Here is a 14,476-nt window from a genome sequence, read left to right as displayed (position 1 = left end):
GCCCCAGTCATCGGATTCGTCCGTCGAACAACTCGACGGTTCGATCGGTGTACTCGGTCACCAGTTCGTCGTGAGTGACGGCGATCACGCTGACGCCGTCGGCTGTGATTCCCGACAGTTCGTCAAGCACCTGCTCGCTCGTGTCCCGGTCGAGGTTGCCGGTCGGCTCGTCGGCCAGCAGAATCCGCGGTTCGTTGATCAGCGCTCGTGCGATTGCAACGCGCTGTTGCTGGCCGCCGCTGAGCTCCGTCGGGGTGTGATCGAGCCGCCCGCCCAGACCAACCCGTTCGAGCAGGTCGACCGCCCGCCCGCGCCGCGGGGTACCGTCCCCAAAAATGGTTGGTAACGTGACGTTCTCGACCGCGGTCAGCGTTGGCAACAGGTAAAAGTCCTGGAAGACGAACCCGAGCAGCTCCTTTCGCATCGTCGTCCGACGGTCATCCGAGAGATCGCCGGTGAGTCTACCGTCGATTCGGACCGTCCCGGACGTCGGCTCGTCGAGTAGCCCGAGCACGTTGAGCATGGTCGATTTCCCGCTCCCGCTCGGTCCCATGATGGTGACGAACTCGCCGCGCTCGACGCGGAGATCGACGTCGTCGAGCGCCACGACGGTTTCCGCGCCGCTGTCGTAGACCTTTCGGACGGTATCGAGTTCGAGCGCCGGGTGGGACGCCGGCGGATCGTCCGTCGCGGTCGCCGTCTCAGTCGCGTCCATTGCGCTTCCTCCAGACCAGTCCGCCGCCACCCAGCGCCAGCAGGCTGATGGCTCCGACAAGCGCAAAGGGCCAGACCGTCCTGCCGTCATTCCCATCCGACTGCTCGCGTGGCGTGTATTCGAGTTCGGCTGTGTGTTCCTGCTCGGCCCCATCGTCCAGATACGTCACTGTGATCGGCACTTCGGTCACGTCCTCGTCGACGGTCGCGGTCAGGTCGAATCCGACGAAGTCGCTTTCCGGCACTGCGCCGACGAAGTAGTTTCGCTGTGGGTAGGTCGGCTGGACGCCGTCCGCAGGCTCGACGGCGACGACAGCACCGTTTGCGTCGGCCGTACCGACGTTTGCGACGTTCCCCGAAATCTCTACGTCCTCGCCATCGGAAACGATATCGAGGTCGGTGAAATCAAGCGTCGCTGCCGGGGTGCGCTCAGGCGTGTACTCGTAGGCAGTTTCGCTCGTGAGCCGATCAGTTCCCAGCGAGTACCGCGCAGTCACGTCGATCGTTCCGGCCTGCTCGACCCGGTCGAGATCGAGGAAGACAGTGTCCTGCTCACCGGGAGCGAGATCCGACGCCGGGATCCGCGGCAGTACCGTCGCCTCAGTCTCGGGCTCGACGACGACGGACCGGGCCGTCGCCGTACCGAAGTTCGTCACCTCGATCCGGAGTAGCCGATCGCTGCTCCTGTTGGTGGCAGGCTCGTCCTCATCGTCGATCGCCTCGCCGTCCTCGACCCCTGCATCGCCGAACGCACCACCGAGATCACCGAGATCCAGATCGCCACCTGCTGGCGCATCCTCGCCCTCTTCGGCTTCGATATCGCTCGCATCGACCGCCTGCGCGTCGACCTGCACGTCGTCTTCGATGCCGCCCGCGTCGACGCCACCGACCACGACGGTGACCGGGTACGTGATCGTTACCGACTCCTCGATCTCGTCGCCGTCCTCGTCGGTCGTCGTGTAGGTCCCGTTTACGGTCGCCGTCAGTTCGTGGACGCCAGCCTCGTCGAACGCGGTATCGAGGGGGATCGTGACAGAATCACCGGACGACAGCGCGCTGACGTTCTCGGCGGTTGCATACGTTCGTTCGTCGTCGTGCAGGCGTGCCTCGTCGATGGTGACGGGTTCACCGCTCCCGGCGGAGTTCGAGACGGTCAGGTCGACCGTGGCTGTCTCGTTCGGTGCTGGCGTCTCGGGTGTCACCTCGACGTCGTCGACGATCAGGCGTGCATCGGGGACTGCGGCCGCAAGGCCAAGACTCCCGACGATCAGCACGAGAAGGGCAAAAACTGCAAGCACCGTTCGGGGACGCGTCATAATTTCGCTCAGGAGCCGACAAGTAAAGGGGTGTCGCCGTCGGCAGGGGTAAGCGGGGCAAACGCCGGGCTTATCACTCCCCACGGGAGTAGTCGTGTGTACCAATGGAGTTTTGCGACGAGTGCGGCTCGATGATGAAAGCCGACGAGGAGCTGTGGGTCTGTGGGAGCTGCGGGAACAAGCAGCCGAAAAATCCCGACGCGAACTACGTGCTCACCGACGATCAGGAGGTCAGCGAAGTGATCGAAACCGGTGCGGGCGACAGTGGTCTGCCGACCACGTCGGCGCAGTGTCCCAACTGTGACAACGATCGCGCACACTGGTATATGCAACAGATCCGGGCGGCCGACGAGTCCGAGACGCGCTTTTTCGTCTGTACCGAGTGCGAACACAAGTGGCGCGAAGACGACCACTAGCTGGAGTCGGTTCTCTCACGCGGTTCGGAAGCCGTAGTTGATCGTCCCCCGCTAGCTTCACAGCTATTCCCGAAAGCCCCTCCCGCTCGACGGCGCTGCCTCGCTGCGATCCTCGGACTCAGTCCTGCGGTTCTTGCGTCGGCGGAGCCGCCGAGCAGTCGGCCCCTTTCGATGCCCCGCCCGGAGCGGTTGTGTGGTCGAGTGACGTTGCGTTGGATGGCAAGCGGAGCGTCGCTGCATCCGGTGTGTCAACGAGCGAGACGGGATGAACGCTGGTCCAGTTCTCGCCAATCCTGAAGTGGTCGGCGAGCGAACTACGGCCGATGGCAGATCCACCGCCGCCCGCCGTCCCGGAGGAGCGTCTCGACGCCGACGGCTGGAAGTGCATCGAGGATAACATCGAGGAGCGGTTTCGGCTGCCGACGCTGACGGTGACGGGGCGGACGCTGGTATACGAGGACGCCGACCTGCGCGAGCGCCTGCGCCCGGCGGTCGGCGACACGACCCTCCGGTTTTTCTTCGCGACGCGGCTCTCCTTTTCGCCGCCCCTGGCTCCGGGGATGGGGCCGATGATCCGGTCGACTGTCGTCAGAGAAGCCAAGCGGGCATTCGCGGCCGATCTCGAAGCGCGTGGAATCAGCAATGTCGAGCAGACGACCCGTCAGCGTATGCGCGTCGAGAGCGGCGACCGGGCGACACTGCTTGGTTATCGCGGGCGCTACGACGCCGAGGGAGAGTCGATGAGGGTCGAGGGGTGGCTCGCCGTCTGGCTCTGCGACGGGTTTCGGATCGCGGGCGGTGCATACCCCAGATCGGTCGAGGGTGTCGATACGGACCCCGGGGAGTGGCGCGGCGAGTTGCTCGATCTGATTCGGGATGTAGGATGATCGTGGCGTCGGTCCAGAACAAACCCAGTGTCCCAGCGAAAGTACTTAGATTCTGTATGCATCATGTATACATATGAGCACCTCGATCCGCGTATCTGACGAGACAAAAGAGAAACTCACCCGCCTGAAACGTGAAAACGAGAGCTTCGACGAACTACTGGCCAGACTGGCAGGTGAGGAAGAACCGGTCGATGTAGGCTCATGGGATGCTGAAACTGCCAATCGTGCACGGCGTGCAATCGATCGCTCCCGGGAGAGTTTCGGTCGATGACGGTTCTTGATTCGTCAGTTATCATCGACATGCTTGAAGGGCGCGAGGAAACAGTCGGGTTCGTCGAAGAGCAGCCGGGGCCGTATCTCACGTCGACACTCTGTGTCTACGAAGTCCTTGATGGACCGCTGGGAAGCGGACGAATCGATGTTGACGCGGAGCGACAGCGATTCGACGGTGTTCGGTCGGTCGATTTGAGTGAGACAGTCGCCATCGAAGCGGCGAAACTACAGGACGAGTTGCTCGATGACGGGCAGCGAATGGGGGTTCGAGACCTACTTATTGCCGCTACTGCACGATCCACCAGCGACCATCTGATCGTTGCAGACGCCGATTTTCAGGTGGAAGCTCTGGAATCCAAACTGGATGTGACGAATCTGCGAAAACGAGACTAGACGTTCCGCGCGAACGTCAGATAGCCGGTGTGGCCGACGCCCCCAGTTGATGGGCGTGAACCGCGGTCGTCGAAGTCCATCTCACGCTGGATCGTCTCCTGAGTGACGACGTCGGAGAGACCGACCTCCCGTGCAGCGCGACAGGCCTCACGGCTGTTCTCGACGAACGGCGAGTAGACGGCGAGGTAGCCACCCTGAGCGAGCAGGTCGGGAGCCTCCTCGACGACTGTGGCGGCATCCTCCGTATCGAGCGTGATGACGTCGAAGCGCTCCTCGCAGTCCGCGACGTAGTCGGTTACGTCGCCAGCCCGGACGTCGACGCTATCGGTCACGTCGGCCAGCTCCATGTTCTCGCGGGCAACCTCGGCGAACTCCGGGTCGCGCTCGAACGTCAGGACGTCCGCGCCCGCACGAGCGAGATACGAGGCGAGCACGCCGGTGCCGGTCCCGGCATCGAGGACACGGTCGCCCTGTCCGACTCCAACATGACCGATGATCAGCCCGATATCCCGGGGCATCATCGGCGCGCCGGTGCGCTCCATATGGTTGAAGAGGTCGGGACCGCGCAATCGCCGGACCTGAAACTCCTCGTCGAGATGCGTCGTCAGGGTATCGCCCGGTTCGACGTCCTCTGGCACCTCCAGCACACCGAGGTCAGTGCCCTGCTCCTCGCCCGGTTCGACGAGGAACTGTCTGCTGCCGCGAACGACGAGGACGGTCACTCTAGCTGGTCGACTGCGGCGGCGAGATCGCCGTCGTTCGCTTCGAGGGCCTCACGTGCGTCGTCCTCGCTCGCACCGGTTCGCATCGCGACGATTTCGACGTCCTCGTCGGGGACGCCACCTGCATCGCCGCTCTCGACCGCCGGGGCCGAGCCGCCAGCACTGCCGGGCTCCTGCTCGTCGGGCGAACCGACGATCTGATAGGTTTCCTGCCCGCGCGCGTCGATCTTGTTCACGTCGGCGTCCGTGAAGACGAGATCGGCGTCGGGGGTCTGGATAATCACTTTTTCGGCGTCGATATCTTCCATGTTGACGCCCATCTGTTCCATCATCTGCTTCATCTTGCGGGGGTCCATGCCACCGCCACCTCCTCCGAACATACTCCGAGGGTGGCCCTACGCGGGGAAATAACTGACGGGATCGACTGTGAAGGGGGTGTGAAACGGCTGGCTGAAGACCGGACGGTCAGGCTGCTTTCGCGCGGTACTCGCCGAACTTGACGCCGATCGCGAGCGTGAGTGCGCCGAAGACGAGCATCGAGGGCAGTACCATCGTCAGGATCGTGCTCTCGGTCATTCCCATCGGCGCGCCCATCAGCGCGCCGACGCCGATTGCGTTTACTGCGAGGAACGCCACAACGGTTTTCGTCAGGTCGAACTCCATGTATCTACCTCAGGACTGAGGGTTCCTAAGCGTACCGAGATCGTTCAGGTCGGTCGAACCAGCCCGGCAAGCGTAACGAGCGAGCCGATGAGCCAGCCCAGCGGGACGGCGATGCCGAACCACATCCCGAGATACGCCGCTCCGGCGAGCGTGTACTGGTCGGAGAGCCACTCGCTGAGTCCTCCAACGACCAGAACAGTGTCTAGCAGCCAGATCGCCAGCGAGTCGCTACCGGAGAGCACAACCTCACCCAGCGTCGGCGAGACGAGTGCGGCGACCACCGGTGGAAGGAACAGTGCGGTCATCGCGGACGGATATGCGAAGACGACCGAGACGAGGCGGCCGCCGACCTGCGAGAAGGCGACTGCCAGCCCGGCAGCTATCGTCGCGACGACGGCGGCCGCAAGCACCGCGAGAAAGCCGTCGAAACTGAACACCTGATGGGCGGCAACCGTCAGGACGCCCCAGACCAGCGCCGCGAGGACGACGACTCCGGCGACACCCAGGCCCGCCGCAACGCGGTCGATCCGCGACGCGTAAAACCGAAACATGAGGCCAGAGAGCGCGAGCGGGTACAGTACGGCGACGACCGGGACGCCGACTGCCGCCCAGAGTCGGTAGGCGATCCAGCCGCCCGTGGTGTTCGGCGTCCACTTTCCCATGACGGAGTGACCGCTTCCCCGCTGGCGGGGGAAGACGAGTTCCATCCAGCTTTCGTGGAGTCGCCGCAGGTCGATCCTGATTCCGTCGACGACCCCGCCGCTCCTGGACGACCGCGTACTCATACGAAATATAGAACGAGCGATCCGTTTTCAAGCTTCCGGCAGATCGACGGCTCAGTTCCAGGGGCCAAAATCGGGATCGATCTTCCGGTCGACCGCTTCGATAGCATCGATCCGGTCGATCTCCTCGTCGCTCAACTCCAGCGCGAGCGCGCGCCAGTTGTCCTCGATGTGCTCTCGGCTCGTCGCTTTCGGAATCGGCGTGACGCCCTTGTCGAGCAGCCACGCCAGGCTGACCTGTGCCGCGCTGGCGTCGTGAGCGTCAGCGATGTCGGTCAGCGCCTCGGACTCGAAGACGGCACCACGAGCCAGCGGCGAGTACGCAACGACTTCGATATCGAGGTCGGCCGCGGTCGCCCGGACGTCTTCCTGGGGCAGGAACGGGTGACACTCGACCTGATTGGCAAGAATCGGTACGTCACAGTGTTCGATAGCTGTCTCCATCCCCTCGGGTTCGAAGTTGCTGATTCCGACGTTCTCGATCAGTCCCCGGTCGTGGAGTTCCTCGAAGGCTCGGAACGTCTCCTCGGGGTCGTAACTCTTTGCAGGCCAGTGAATGTACAGCAGGTCGAGATAGTCGACGCCGAGTGTGTCCAGACGCTCTTCGGCCGAGGCGATAGCATCCTCGTATCCGAGATCGTCGGTCCAGAGTTTCGTGGCGAGAAAGACGTCCTCACGGTCGACATCGGCCTGCCGGACCCCATCGCCGACAGCCGCCTCGTTGCCGTAGAGGTCGGCGGTATCGATGTGTCGATACCCTGTCTCCAGCGCGGTCCGGACGCTTTCGGCACACTGGTCCGGATCCTCGTTTTTCCAGGTCCCCAGCCCGAGCATCGGCATCCCGTTCGCGCGCGGACAGTCGTCGCTGGTTGGTTGCATCATAGCTGGGCTTTGGCAGGCAGTTGTCAAAGGCGTTGGGAAGTGTCGTCCTGTCGTCGGGGTGTTTTCCGGCGGCCCGATGCCGAAGTGCTATGCCGGGGGCGCACAATACGACGACAATGGCAGATACCACGGACACCGGGACGGAGCTCGTCCGCCGGTCGCTCTCGGACGAGACCGAGGTGATCTTTGACGAGCGCGTCGAGGAGCAGGCCGAGACTGTCGCGGAGCTACTGGCTGACGCTGAACTGGACAACCCGAGCTTTGCACTCGGTATCGAGATCGAAACCTACGCGGTCGACGATACCAGTCTCACACGCCTCCCAGATTCGGTGTTCGAAGCGCCCTGCGATCGGGAGCTTGGCCTCCACAACGCCGAACTTCACACGGAACCGACACGCTTCGACGAGGACGGTATCGCCGGGCAGGTCGCGCAACTCCGGGAGAATCTCGACGCCTCTCGTGCCGCGGCAGACGATGCAGACACCGAAATCGTCCTCGACGCGATGTGGGCGGTCCCACCGGCGGAGGGGTCCCAGTCGTACCTCGGCGATGTCGAGGACGACGAGGGGGTGACGGTCGCCCGGAATATGACCGCGTCGCCGCGCTACTGGGCGCTGGATAACGAGATACTGGCACAGGGCAACGGGAGCGTCTCCCTGTCGGTCCCCGGTGCGGAGGTCTCTTTCCCGTCGATCCTCTGTGAGTCCTTGACCAGTTCGATCCAGCCACATCTCCAGATTCCCGATGCGGACGCGCTCCCTGCCTACTACAACGCGGCGATTCGGACGCTCGGCCCCGTACTGGCGCTTTCGACGAACTCGCCGCTGTTGCCGGTTGACCTGTACGACGTCGATGATCCCGAACAGCTGCTCGAAGAAACGCATCACGAACTCAGGATCGCCGCGTTCGAGCAGTCGATCAACGCCGCCTGGAACAAAGTGCGCGTCCCCGAAGACATCGAAACGACCCACGATACAATTTCGTACCTGCTCGATGATCCGACCTGTGCACCGTTCCTCCGCGAGTGGGTCGCAGACAGTGAGCGGGAGACGATCGACGGGCGCCTCTGGGAGTTCGACCACAAACGCGGAACGTACTGGCGCTGGGTTCGCTCTGTTGTCGGCGGGCAGCCTGTCGGTGAGGGCGATAGCCGGTCAGTTCGGATCGAGTACCGTCCACTGCCCACCCAGCCGACGATCCGGGGTAACGTCGGCCTGCAGGTGCTGGTCGCCGGACTGCTCCGGGGGATCGTCGCAACCGATCACCCGCTAACAGAACTCGATCACGTCGACGCCGAGCGGAGCTTCTATGCGGCGGCCGAGAACGGACTCGACGCTGATCTGGCCTGGGTGCTGGCCGACGGCGAGTACACCGAGGCGAACGACGAAATCTACGGGGAACTGTTCGACCTTGTCCGGACGGGGCTGGACGAACAGGGCGTCTCCGGTGAGACGACGGCACACTATATCGACCCACTCGAAGCCAGATGGAAAGCGGGAACCACACCGAGCAGCTGGAAACTCGACCGTATCCGAACGGAGCTGGCGGCAGGTCATTCATTCGAGAACGCTGTCGAACGGATGCAGCAGGCCTACCGCGAGCACAGTCGCTCCGGAACGCCGTTCTCGGACTGGCAGTAAGCATATCCTTCCGGATACCCGCAGTTACTTGCCGGAAAGGATTTATTTACTGGCCGGCTTGTGTCTCCCATGGAAACAGGACGTCGCGCAGTACTGGCGGGAGCCGCGGTTGGGATGGCGTCGCTTGCGGGTTGTATGGATCTGATCACCGGGGATACGGTCGAGTTTACGGCCTCAGAGGCGTCGGTCAGCGAGGACGGACTCGACGAAACCGAGTATACACACGTCGACACGGAGGAGTTGACGATCGACGAGGAGGTCGAGGCGGGCGGGATCGAACGACGGCTGATCGTCACCAACTGGATCAACACCTACGAGAAGGATCTGACCGTTCAGGGCGAAACGGAACAGGCCGCGACGTTCGCGGTCGTGTCGACGCCGAACGCCGAAATACTGGGCCAGTCGCTCAATCCGATTGCACAGCTCTCTCACGAGGAGCTCCTCGACGAGTTCCAGAATGAGCTGGGCGATGAGTACGACGGACTGGACGACGTGGAGATGGTCGACGAGCGCGAGGAGGTCGTGCTCGAAGAGGAAGTAACCGTCAGCACGTTCGAGACGACCGCCGAGTTCGAGGGCGAGGAGGTCGAGATCTACATCCACGTGGCGACCATCACCAGCGGCGACGATCTGATCATCGCGGTCGGCGCACACCCTGCCGCGCTGGGGCAGGAGCGGACGAACAGCTACACCCTGATGCGGGAGATCGAACACGAAGGGTAGGAAGGTTCAACAGTGTTCGATCCCGAACGGCGGTATGGAGAAGACGCCCACTGGAACGTCGGTCGGCGTCGACGACCCCTACGAACACGTCGACGTCTGTGATCACGTCACCGACGACGGGCGCTGTCGGTACGCGTTTGAGCATCCCGAACAGGACCCCGAGTTCGCCCGGGAGCGCCGTGCCGACGAGTTCGCCTGTCCGGTCGCCGCGGGCGACGACTGGGACTGGACTGACTGTCCGAAGTTTCGCTCTCGAAATCACGACCGCGAGTGTCAACGCTGTGGGCTCGAAGAGCGCCGGATCGCCCACGACGATGAGCGGCCGCTCCTGGAAGAACATCATCTCTCCTATGCGGGTGGCGGCGAGGAGCTACGCCACGAGATCACTGTCTATCTCTGCCGGTGGTGTCACGCGAAAGTCCACGGTTTGTGGGCACGGATTACCGATGACGTGTCACCCGATGCGGAGGCACTCGCCGCGGCGGAAGGTCGGCGGAGCCGCGAGCAAAAGGAATTTTCCTTCGAGTCTGCTGCGGACCGCTACGACGACTTCTGAGTCTCCAGTGCTTCGGGCGGCCGAACGCTGATGTGTCCGTGCCGGTAGACGTGGATCTCGTAGCCCTCGAACGTGAACGTCACTTCGCCGACCGCGAGCGTCCCGTCAGATCGCGGGCTAAACAGCGTATCCAGCAGTTCCGGATCCAGCGAATCGTACAGCGGCGTCAACTCCATCGGGTCGGTCCCCTCCAGATCCGCGACGACCATAACGATGATCATGCTCATCGGCATCGCTGTGCGCCAGTCGTACTCGATGTGGTACGTGCCGGTCTCGGCGTCAAAACGCGTCCCAGACTCCTCGTCGTCGACCAGTGAGACCAGCGTGTCAGACTCGATCCAGGCGTCCTCGGCGTCCGGATCGAACAGCGTTCCGGCGTCCGATTCGTGGTCGCTTACCGCGACGTATTCTACGTCCCTGTCCATCCCCAGTTCGTTCCTGCCCCCGGAATCCCCGTTCATAGCTGTCTGTACGTCTTCTACCCGAACTCCCATGTGCTCAAATAAAGAGGCAGTGGTTTCAGTCGGAGTTTATTCCCACTCGTCTCGACAGGTCTCGTCACAGAACGGATACAGCTGAAGCTCGCCGTCCGCGCCGTCGTCGGCGACGACTGGATGCCATTCCGAGGTGTCGATACTGACCCCACACTGGGCACACAGCTCGGTCGACTCGGAGTCATCCCCCGTCGTCGCGATATGTTCGTTTTCGGTCACTGTCTCCTCGTCATCGTCCGTTCCCCGTGGGTCCCTCCAGCGATCGGACCGTTACGCTCCCGTCCCCACTGGCGACGACTCGACAGCCCTGCACGACAAACGAGAGCCGTACTGACGAGTCAGCCGCTCCCGATCCGTCTCCGAGAAGATCGTCAACGGCATCAAGATCGATCGTGTCGAGCAGTGGATCTACGTCCAGTACGTCTACGCCTTTCTCCTCTGCAAGGGCTGTGACGATCCGGTCGCTCGGTCTGTGGCCGTCCGAAAGGCTACCCCCTCCTGGATCAATTGTCGAATCTGGGGTACTCATTGCTCGTTTGTACGTACGCCGAGACCGGGATAACGATACCACCTAACCTACGTACGTTATCGTTCCACGATGCCCTACACAAATAGGATATCCGGTGACGGTCGGAGACTCTTTTCGGGACAAAAGCACCGAATCGCTGGACCGTGCTATTCTCTGGCCACGATGTCGCCGATCCGGCGGGGCTCGCCCTGCAGGTTCGGGTTGGAAGCGACCATCTGGAGCACCTCGTGGTCGGTCACGTCGTAGTAGCCTTTCTGTGTCGCTTCTTCGATCAGTTCCTTCTCCAGGCGGAACTCGGTCCCTTCGTAGACGACGTCGACGCCGTGTTCGTCGAACGAGAGTGTAGTCATACGAACCGCTCGGAGCCGCCGAGTAAAAGGTTCCACGCATGGCCGCTGTCGAGGGATGGGTCAATACCCCGGCCTGTCACAATCGTTATCATGAACTGGAAAGAAGATCGGATGATGCCCTCCATCGACAGACGATCGCTGCTCGCGGCGGCGTCCGGGTCCGCTGCCGGACTGCTCGCGGGCTGTACCGACGAACCGGAACCGCCTGAGCCACAGATCGAGTACCTCGAACTGGTGAACCATCGACACGAGGTCCACGAGTTTTCGGTACGGATCGAGGACGCGGACGGGACCACATTCGAGACGACCGAACGGCTCCGTGGGGACGAACCCGGTGAGGGTGCGATAGTTTTCGAGCAGCCGGTGTCCGGTCCCGGTGCGTACGAAGTGGTCATCGAAGTCGACGAGTACCAGTCGTCCGCGACCGCATCAGACCTGATCACCGAGGACGAGGACTGTCTGTATCTGGAGTTCTACCTCGGATCGTCGACGCTACACTTCGAGTATCTCACCTGGCCGTGTGAGGATGATTCGGCCGAGGAGGACGCTCCAGCGATGATCGTCTGACGCCTGTCGGACGCCCGCGCGGGGTTTATTATCCGGCGGCGGAAAGGAAGGCGTGTGTCGCTGCGATCGAACCCGCTTGACGAGCTGTCGATTCCCGACGGGACGACAGTCGAAGAACACGACCTGGTGACCGACGGGGATGTGGTGATCGGCGGGCGGAGCACGATCGAGTTCGGCGTCCGCGGCCGGAACGTCCTCGCCGGTGAAGGTGTCGAGTTCGGCGGCGATATCGAGGCCGAGGCGGACTGTCGACTCGACATGTGGTGTGATGTCGCCGGAAACGTTCTGGTCGGTCGGGACGCCTATCTCGGCGAGCGCGTCCACGTCGGCGGCCAGTTGATGGTCAGCGGTGACCTCGACATCGGCGACGACGTGGACATCGAGGAGGGGTTCGAGGCGAACGGCTGGATCGTCATTCGGAACCCGATGCCGACGATCGTCTTCCTGTTTATCTATCTCTCACAGCTCCTGCGGATCGGCGAGGAAGAGGCAGCCGAAGAGCTGTTCGGACAGTTCGCCGAGAGCGAGGATCCCGAATCGGAGCCGCTACTGATCCCGAGAAACGCAACCGTCAGCGACGACGCCTGGCGCGTCTCGACGCCCGCACGGATCGGCGACGGCTGTCGGCTCCACGGGAACGTCCGCGCGGAGTCGATCGTCGTCGGTGAGGACAACAACATCTTCGGCAGTCTTAGAGCGCGCGAGGACATCCTGATCGGCTCGGGAACCCGGATCCACGGCGACGTGACGACCCGCAACGGAACCGTTGCGATTGCCGACGACGCGCGAGTGCTCGGCGACGTCTCCTGTGGCGACCTCGAACTCGAATCCGGCGCGACGGTCGACGGGTCGATGCGAGCGAGCGGGCAAGTCGAGTTGAAGCAGGACGTCTCCCGCGAACAGGAATAGTTACTGCCAGTCCTCGTCGAGATTTTCGAGGGGATCAGCCACGACGCCGTCCTGCCGGGCCAGTACCCGCGCGTGAGCGGTACAGACGATTCTGTTTTCGCCCCACGGGATGTGAAGCACCACCGCTCCAGGACGCTCACAGTCGTCTTCGGTACACTCGTCGGGAGAGGTCATTGGCCTCACTGACGGTCACCACATCCACAAACGTTCGGGTGGATACCCTCTCTGGACCACCTGTCATACCCTCCCGGAGCTACCTGTCGTGCCCTCCCGGAACCACCTGTCTATTCTCCGAGAGACATACACCCGAAATATGGTGGTTTTCTATCCAAGATTTAAGTAACCGCCACATCTGCATACTAGTTAGCAATGGCCATCGATGCCAACTTCGAACAGAACCGGGAGGTCCACGAGGAAGAGAACGAGCACGGCGTCACCGTCTGGGGGCCGGTCGACCCGCCCGAGCAACTCGGCATCCACGGCACACACGTCGCCGTCGATTTCGACATCTGTCTGGCCGACGGTGCGTGTCTGGAAGACTGTCCAGTGGACGTCTTCGAGTGGGTCGATACGCCGGGGCATCCCGAGAGCGAGATCAAGGCCGAACCGGCACACGAAGAGCAGTGTATCGACTGCATGCTCTGTGTAGACGTCTGTCCCGTCGACGCGATAGACGTCGACTCCGGGCGTGCAGGGCGCACGTAATACGGACAGAGCGGGCGGCCTGACGTCGGTCAGAACACGTTACAGGCCGCGGCTACTCACAATACACGTTACAGGATATCAATGTTCACACTAACACTTACCAAAGGAGTACCGGATTTCAGTGAAGGCGCGGTGTCGTTCGACGAAGACGGTCATCTCGAACGCGGAGATACGCCGACCGTGATGAACCCGAACGACGAATTCGCACTGAAGGCGGCGTTACAGACCAAGATCAGGAACGGCGGAACCTCGGCACTGATGAGTATGGGGCCGCCGGGCTACAAGGACATCCTCAGAGAGGGAATGGAGTCGGTGTACGCCGACGAACTGTATCTGCTTTCCGACCGGGAGATGGCGGCGGCCGACACCTGGGCGACGGCGATCACAGTGTCCGTGGGGATCGAGCATCTCGACGAGACGCCCGATCTGGTCTTTGCCGGGTTCAAGACCGCTGACGGGGAGACGGGCCATACCGGCCCACAGACGTGCTGGGGGCTCGAATGGCCGATGATTACACACGTCATCTCTCTCGAAGCGTATCCCGAGGAGGGTGTCGTCCGGGCGAAACGACTCGTCGAAGGCGACATCGAGGAGATCGAAACGGTCGAAGCCCCAATGCCCGCGGTAATCGTCACCGATCCCGAGTTCGAGCCCGTATACCGGCGGGCCGAACACCGGCTGAAACACCGGGATCTGCGCGAGGAAACGAAAGCCCGGGCCGAGAGTTTCGAGGACCATCTGACCGTCTGGGACCACGAGGAGCTCAACCTCGATCCGGACTACATCGGGCTCGATGGCTCACCGACAGTCGTTCAGGGCGTCGATCCGATCCCGAAAGCGCCATCCGAACGCGAGGCGACGGAGATCGATCCCGCAGACGAGGAGTCGATGGGCGAGCTGCTCGACGAACTGGGGCCACACGCTGCGGGCCGTGCGGAGGCGGGGGGTGACTGAC

General features: G+C 62.7%; 23 protein-coding genes. 11 read left to right on the top strand and 12 right to left on the bottom strand.

Annotated elements, in window-relative coordinates; translation table 11 throughout:
• Window positions 1-7: 7 nt before the first annotated feature.
• Both AArcS_RS12200 and AArcS_RS12195 read right to left on the bottom strand, forming a co-directional pair.
• On the bottom strand, window positions 8-715 hold the full coding sequence (locus AArcS_RS12200; protein WP_238477694.1) for an ABC transporter ATP-binding protein: 708 nt from the start codon (window positions 713-715) through the stop codon (window positions 8-10).
• Window positions 702-2,030: a COG1361 family protein gene (locus AArcS_RS12195; RefSeq protein ID WP_238477693.1), complete on the bottom strand. Its 1,329-nt coding sequence runs from the start codon at window positions 2,028-2,030 to the stop codon at window positions 702-704. The genes AArcS_RS12200 and AArcS_RS12195 overlap by 14 nt, the downstream gene beginning before the upstream one ends.
• 104 nt (window positions 2,031-2,134) lie before the next feature.
• On the opposite strand from AArcS_RS12195, the gene AArcS_RS12190 reads away from it, so the two are divergent.
• The 4 genes from AArcS_RS12190 (at window position 2,135) to AArcS_RS12175 (ending at window position 3,999) form a co-directional block, all read left to right on the top strand.
• Window positions 2,135-2,446, top strand: coding sequence for a transcription factor S (locus tag AArcS_RS12190; protein ID WP_238477692.1), 312 nt, complete (start codon window positions 2,135-2,137; stop codon window positions 2,444-2,446).
• Window positions 2,447-2,769: 323 nt separating this feature from the next.
• Window positions 2,770-3,333 carry a DUF6517 family protein gene (locus tag AArcS_RS12185; protein ID WP_238477691.1) on the top strand — a complete coding sequence of 188 codons (564 nt, stop codon included), beginning with the start codon at window positions 2,770-2,772 and terminating at the stop codon, window positions 3,331-3,333.
• Between the two features lie 73 nt (window positions 3,334-3,406).
• Entirely contained in the window at window positions 3,407-3,604 is a 198-nt protein-coding gene (locus AArcS_RS12180) for a DUF7557 family protein (protein WP_238477690.1), read from the top strand.
• On the top strand, window positions 3,601-3,999 hold the full coding sequence (locus tag AArcS_RS12175; RefSeq protein ID WP_238477689.1) for a PIN domain-containing protein: 399 nt from the start codon (window positions 3,601-3,603) through the stop codon (window positions 3,997-3,999). The genes AArcS_RS12180 and AArcS_RS12175 overlap by 4 nt, the downstream gene beginning before the upstream one ends.
• On the opposite strand, the gene AArcS_RS12170 is transcribed toward AArcS_RS12175, so the two are convergent.
• The 5 genes from AArcS_RS12170 to AArcS_RS12150 form a co-directional block, all read right to left on the bottom strand.
• Window positions 3,996-4,721, bottom strand: coding sequence for a methyltransferase domain-containing protein (locus AArcS_RS12170; protein WP_238477688.1), 726 nt, complete (start codon window positions 4,719-4,721; stop codon window positions 3,996-3,998). The two genes, AArcS_RS12175 and AArcS_RS12170, sit on opposite strands and share 4 nt — an antisense overlap.
• A complete protein-coding gene (locus AArcS_RS12165) occupies window positions 4,718-5,101 on the bottom strand; it encodes a nascent polypeptide-associated complex protein (RefSeq protein ID WP_238477687.1) in 384 nt (127 codons plus the stop codon). Before AArcS_RS12165 ends, AArcS_RS12170 begins: the two co-directional genes overlap by 4 nt.
• 85 nt (window positions 5,102-5,186) lie before the next feature.
• Entirely contained in the window at window positions 5,187-5,384 is a 198-nt protein-coding gene (locus AArcS_RS12160) for a DUF7333 family protein (RefSeq protein ID WP_238477686.1), read from the bottom strand.
• Between the two features lie 44 nt (window positions 5,385-5,428).
• Complete coding sequence (locus AArcS_RS12155; RefSeq protein ID WP_238477685.1) at window positions 5,429-6,169, bottom strand: hypothetical protein; 741 nt, start codon at window positions 6,167-6,169, stop codon at window positions 5,429-5,431.
• Between the two features lie 51 nt (window positions 6,170-6,220).
• Window positions 6,221-7,048 carry an aldo/keto reductase gene (locus AArcS_RS12150; RefSeq protein ID WP_375139612.1) on the bottom strand — a complete coding sequence of 276 codons (828 nt, stop codon included), beginning with the start codon at window positions 7,046-7,048 and terminating at the stop codon, window positions 6,221-6,223.
• Between the two features lie 116 nt (window positions 7,049-7,164).
• On the opposite strand from AArcS_RS12150, the gene AArcS_RS12145 reads away from it, so the two are divergent.
• From AArcS_RS12145 to AArcS_RS12135, 3 genes are all read left to right on the top strand, one after another.
• Window positions 7,165-8,688 carry a glutamate-cysteine ligase family protein gene (locus AArcS_RS12145; RefSeq protein ID WP_238477684.1) on the top strand — a complete coding sequence of 508 codons (1,524 nt, stop codon included), beginning with the start codon at window positions 7,165-7,167 and terminating at the stop codon, window positions 8,686-8,688.
• 69 nt (window positions 8,689-8,757) lie between these two features.
• On the top strand, window positions 8,758-9,411 hold the full coding sequence (locus AArcS_RS12140) for a DUF6517 family protein (RefSeq protein WP_238477683.1): 654 nt from the start codon (window positions 8,758-8,760) through the stop codon (window positions 9,409-9,411).
• Between the two features lie 34 nt (window positions 9,412-9,445).
• On the top strand, window positions 9,446-9,967 hold the full coding sequence (locus tag AArcS_RS12135) for a DUF7097 family protein (RefSeq protein WP_238477682.1): 522 nt from the start codon (window positions 9,446-9,448) through the stop codon (window positions 9,965-9,967).
• On the opposite strand, the gene AArcS_RS12130 is transcribed toward AArcS_RS12135, so the two are convergent.
• From AArcS_RS12130 to AArcS_RS12115, 4 genes are all read right to left on the bottom strand, one after another.
• Complete coding sequence (locus tag AArcS_RS12130) at window positions 9,952-10,428, bottom strand: HalOD1 output domain-containing protein (protein WP_238477681.1); 477 nt, start codon at window positions 10,426-10,428, stop codon at window positions 9,952-9,954. The genes AArcS_RS12135 and AArcS_RS12130 overlap by 16 nt on opposite strands.
• Window positions 10,429-10,497: 69 nt before the next feature.
• On the bottom strand, window positions 10,498-10,680 hold the full coding sequence (locus AArcS_RS12125; RefSeq protein WP_238477680.1) for a DUF7576 family protein: 183 nt from the start codon (window positions 10,678-10,680) through the stop codon (window positions 10,498-10,500).
• Window positions 10,681-10,690: 10 nt separating this feature from the next.
• The gene (locus AArcS_RS12120) at window positions 10,691-10,990 is read right to left on the bottom strand and encodes a HalOD1 output domain-containing protein (RefSeq protein ID WP_238477679.1); all 300 of its coding nucleotides are present in this window, start codon (window positions 10,988-10,990) and stop codon (window positions 10,691-10,693) included.
• A 146-nt stretch (window positions 10,991-11,136) separates the two neighbouring features.
• The gene (locus AArcS_RS12115; RefSeq protein WP_238477678.1) at window positions 11,137-11,340 is read right to left on the bottom strand and encodes a DUF5800 family protein; all 204 of its coding nucleotides are present in this window, start codon (window positions 11,338-11,340) and stop codon (window positions 11,137-11,139) included.
• Between the two features lie 90 nt (window positions 11,341-11,430).
• Between AArcS_RS12115 and AArcS_RS12110 the strand changes: the two genes are divergently transcribed.
• Entirely contained in the window at window positions 11,431-11,907 is a 477-nt protein-coding gene (locus AArcS_RS12110; protein WP_238477677.1) for an Ig-like domain-containing protein, read from the top strand.
• Window positions 11,908-11,961: 54 nt separating this feature from the next.
• Window positions 11,962-12,816 carry a polymer-forming cytoskeletal protein gene (locus AArcS_RS12105; RefSeq protein WP_375139611.1) on the top strand — a complete coding sequence of 285 codons (855 nt, stop codon included), beginning with the start codon at window positions 11,962-11,964 and terminating at the stop codon, window positions 12,814-12,816.
• Here AArcS_RS12105 and AArcS_RS12100 read toward each other — a convergent pair whose 3' ends face one another.
• Window positions 12,817-12,990, bottom strand: a complete 174-nt coding sequence (locus AArcS_RS12100; RefSeq protein WP_238477676.1) for a DUF8014 family protein — start codon at window positions 12,988-12,990, stop codon at window positions 12,817-12,819.
• A 195-nt stretch (window positions 12,991-13,185) separates the two neighbouring features.
• Here AArcS_RS12100 and AArcS_RS12095 point away from each other — a divergent pair, with 195 nt between their 5' ends.
• Window positions 13,186-13,521, top strand: a complete 336-nt coding sequence (locus AArcS_RS12095; RefSeq protein ID WP_238477675.1) for a 4Fe-4S dicluster domain-containing protein — start codon at window positions 13,186-13,188, stop codon at window positions 13,519-13,521.
• A gap of 81 nt (window positions 13,522-13,602) precedes the next feature.
• Entirely contained in the window at window positions 13,603-14,475 is an 873-nt protein-coding gene (locus AArcS_RS12090; RefSeq protein ID WP_238477674.1) for an electron transfer flavoprotein subunit beta/FixA family protein, read from the top strand.
• Window position 14,476: the final 1 nt, after the last annotated feature.

It is taken from the genome of Natranaeroarchaeum sulfidigenes, assembly GCF_017094485.1.
GTDB classification, from domain to species: Archaea; Halobacteriota; Halobacteria; order Halobacteriales; family Natronoarchaeaceae; genus Natranaeroarchaeum; species Natranaeroarchaeum sulfidigenes.
This window is presented reverse-complemented; position numbering and strand designations above follow the sequence as displayed.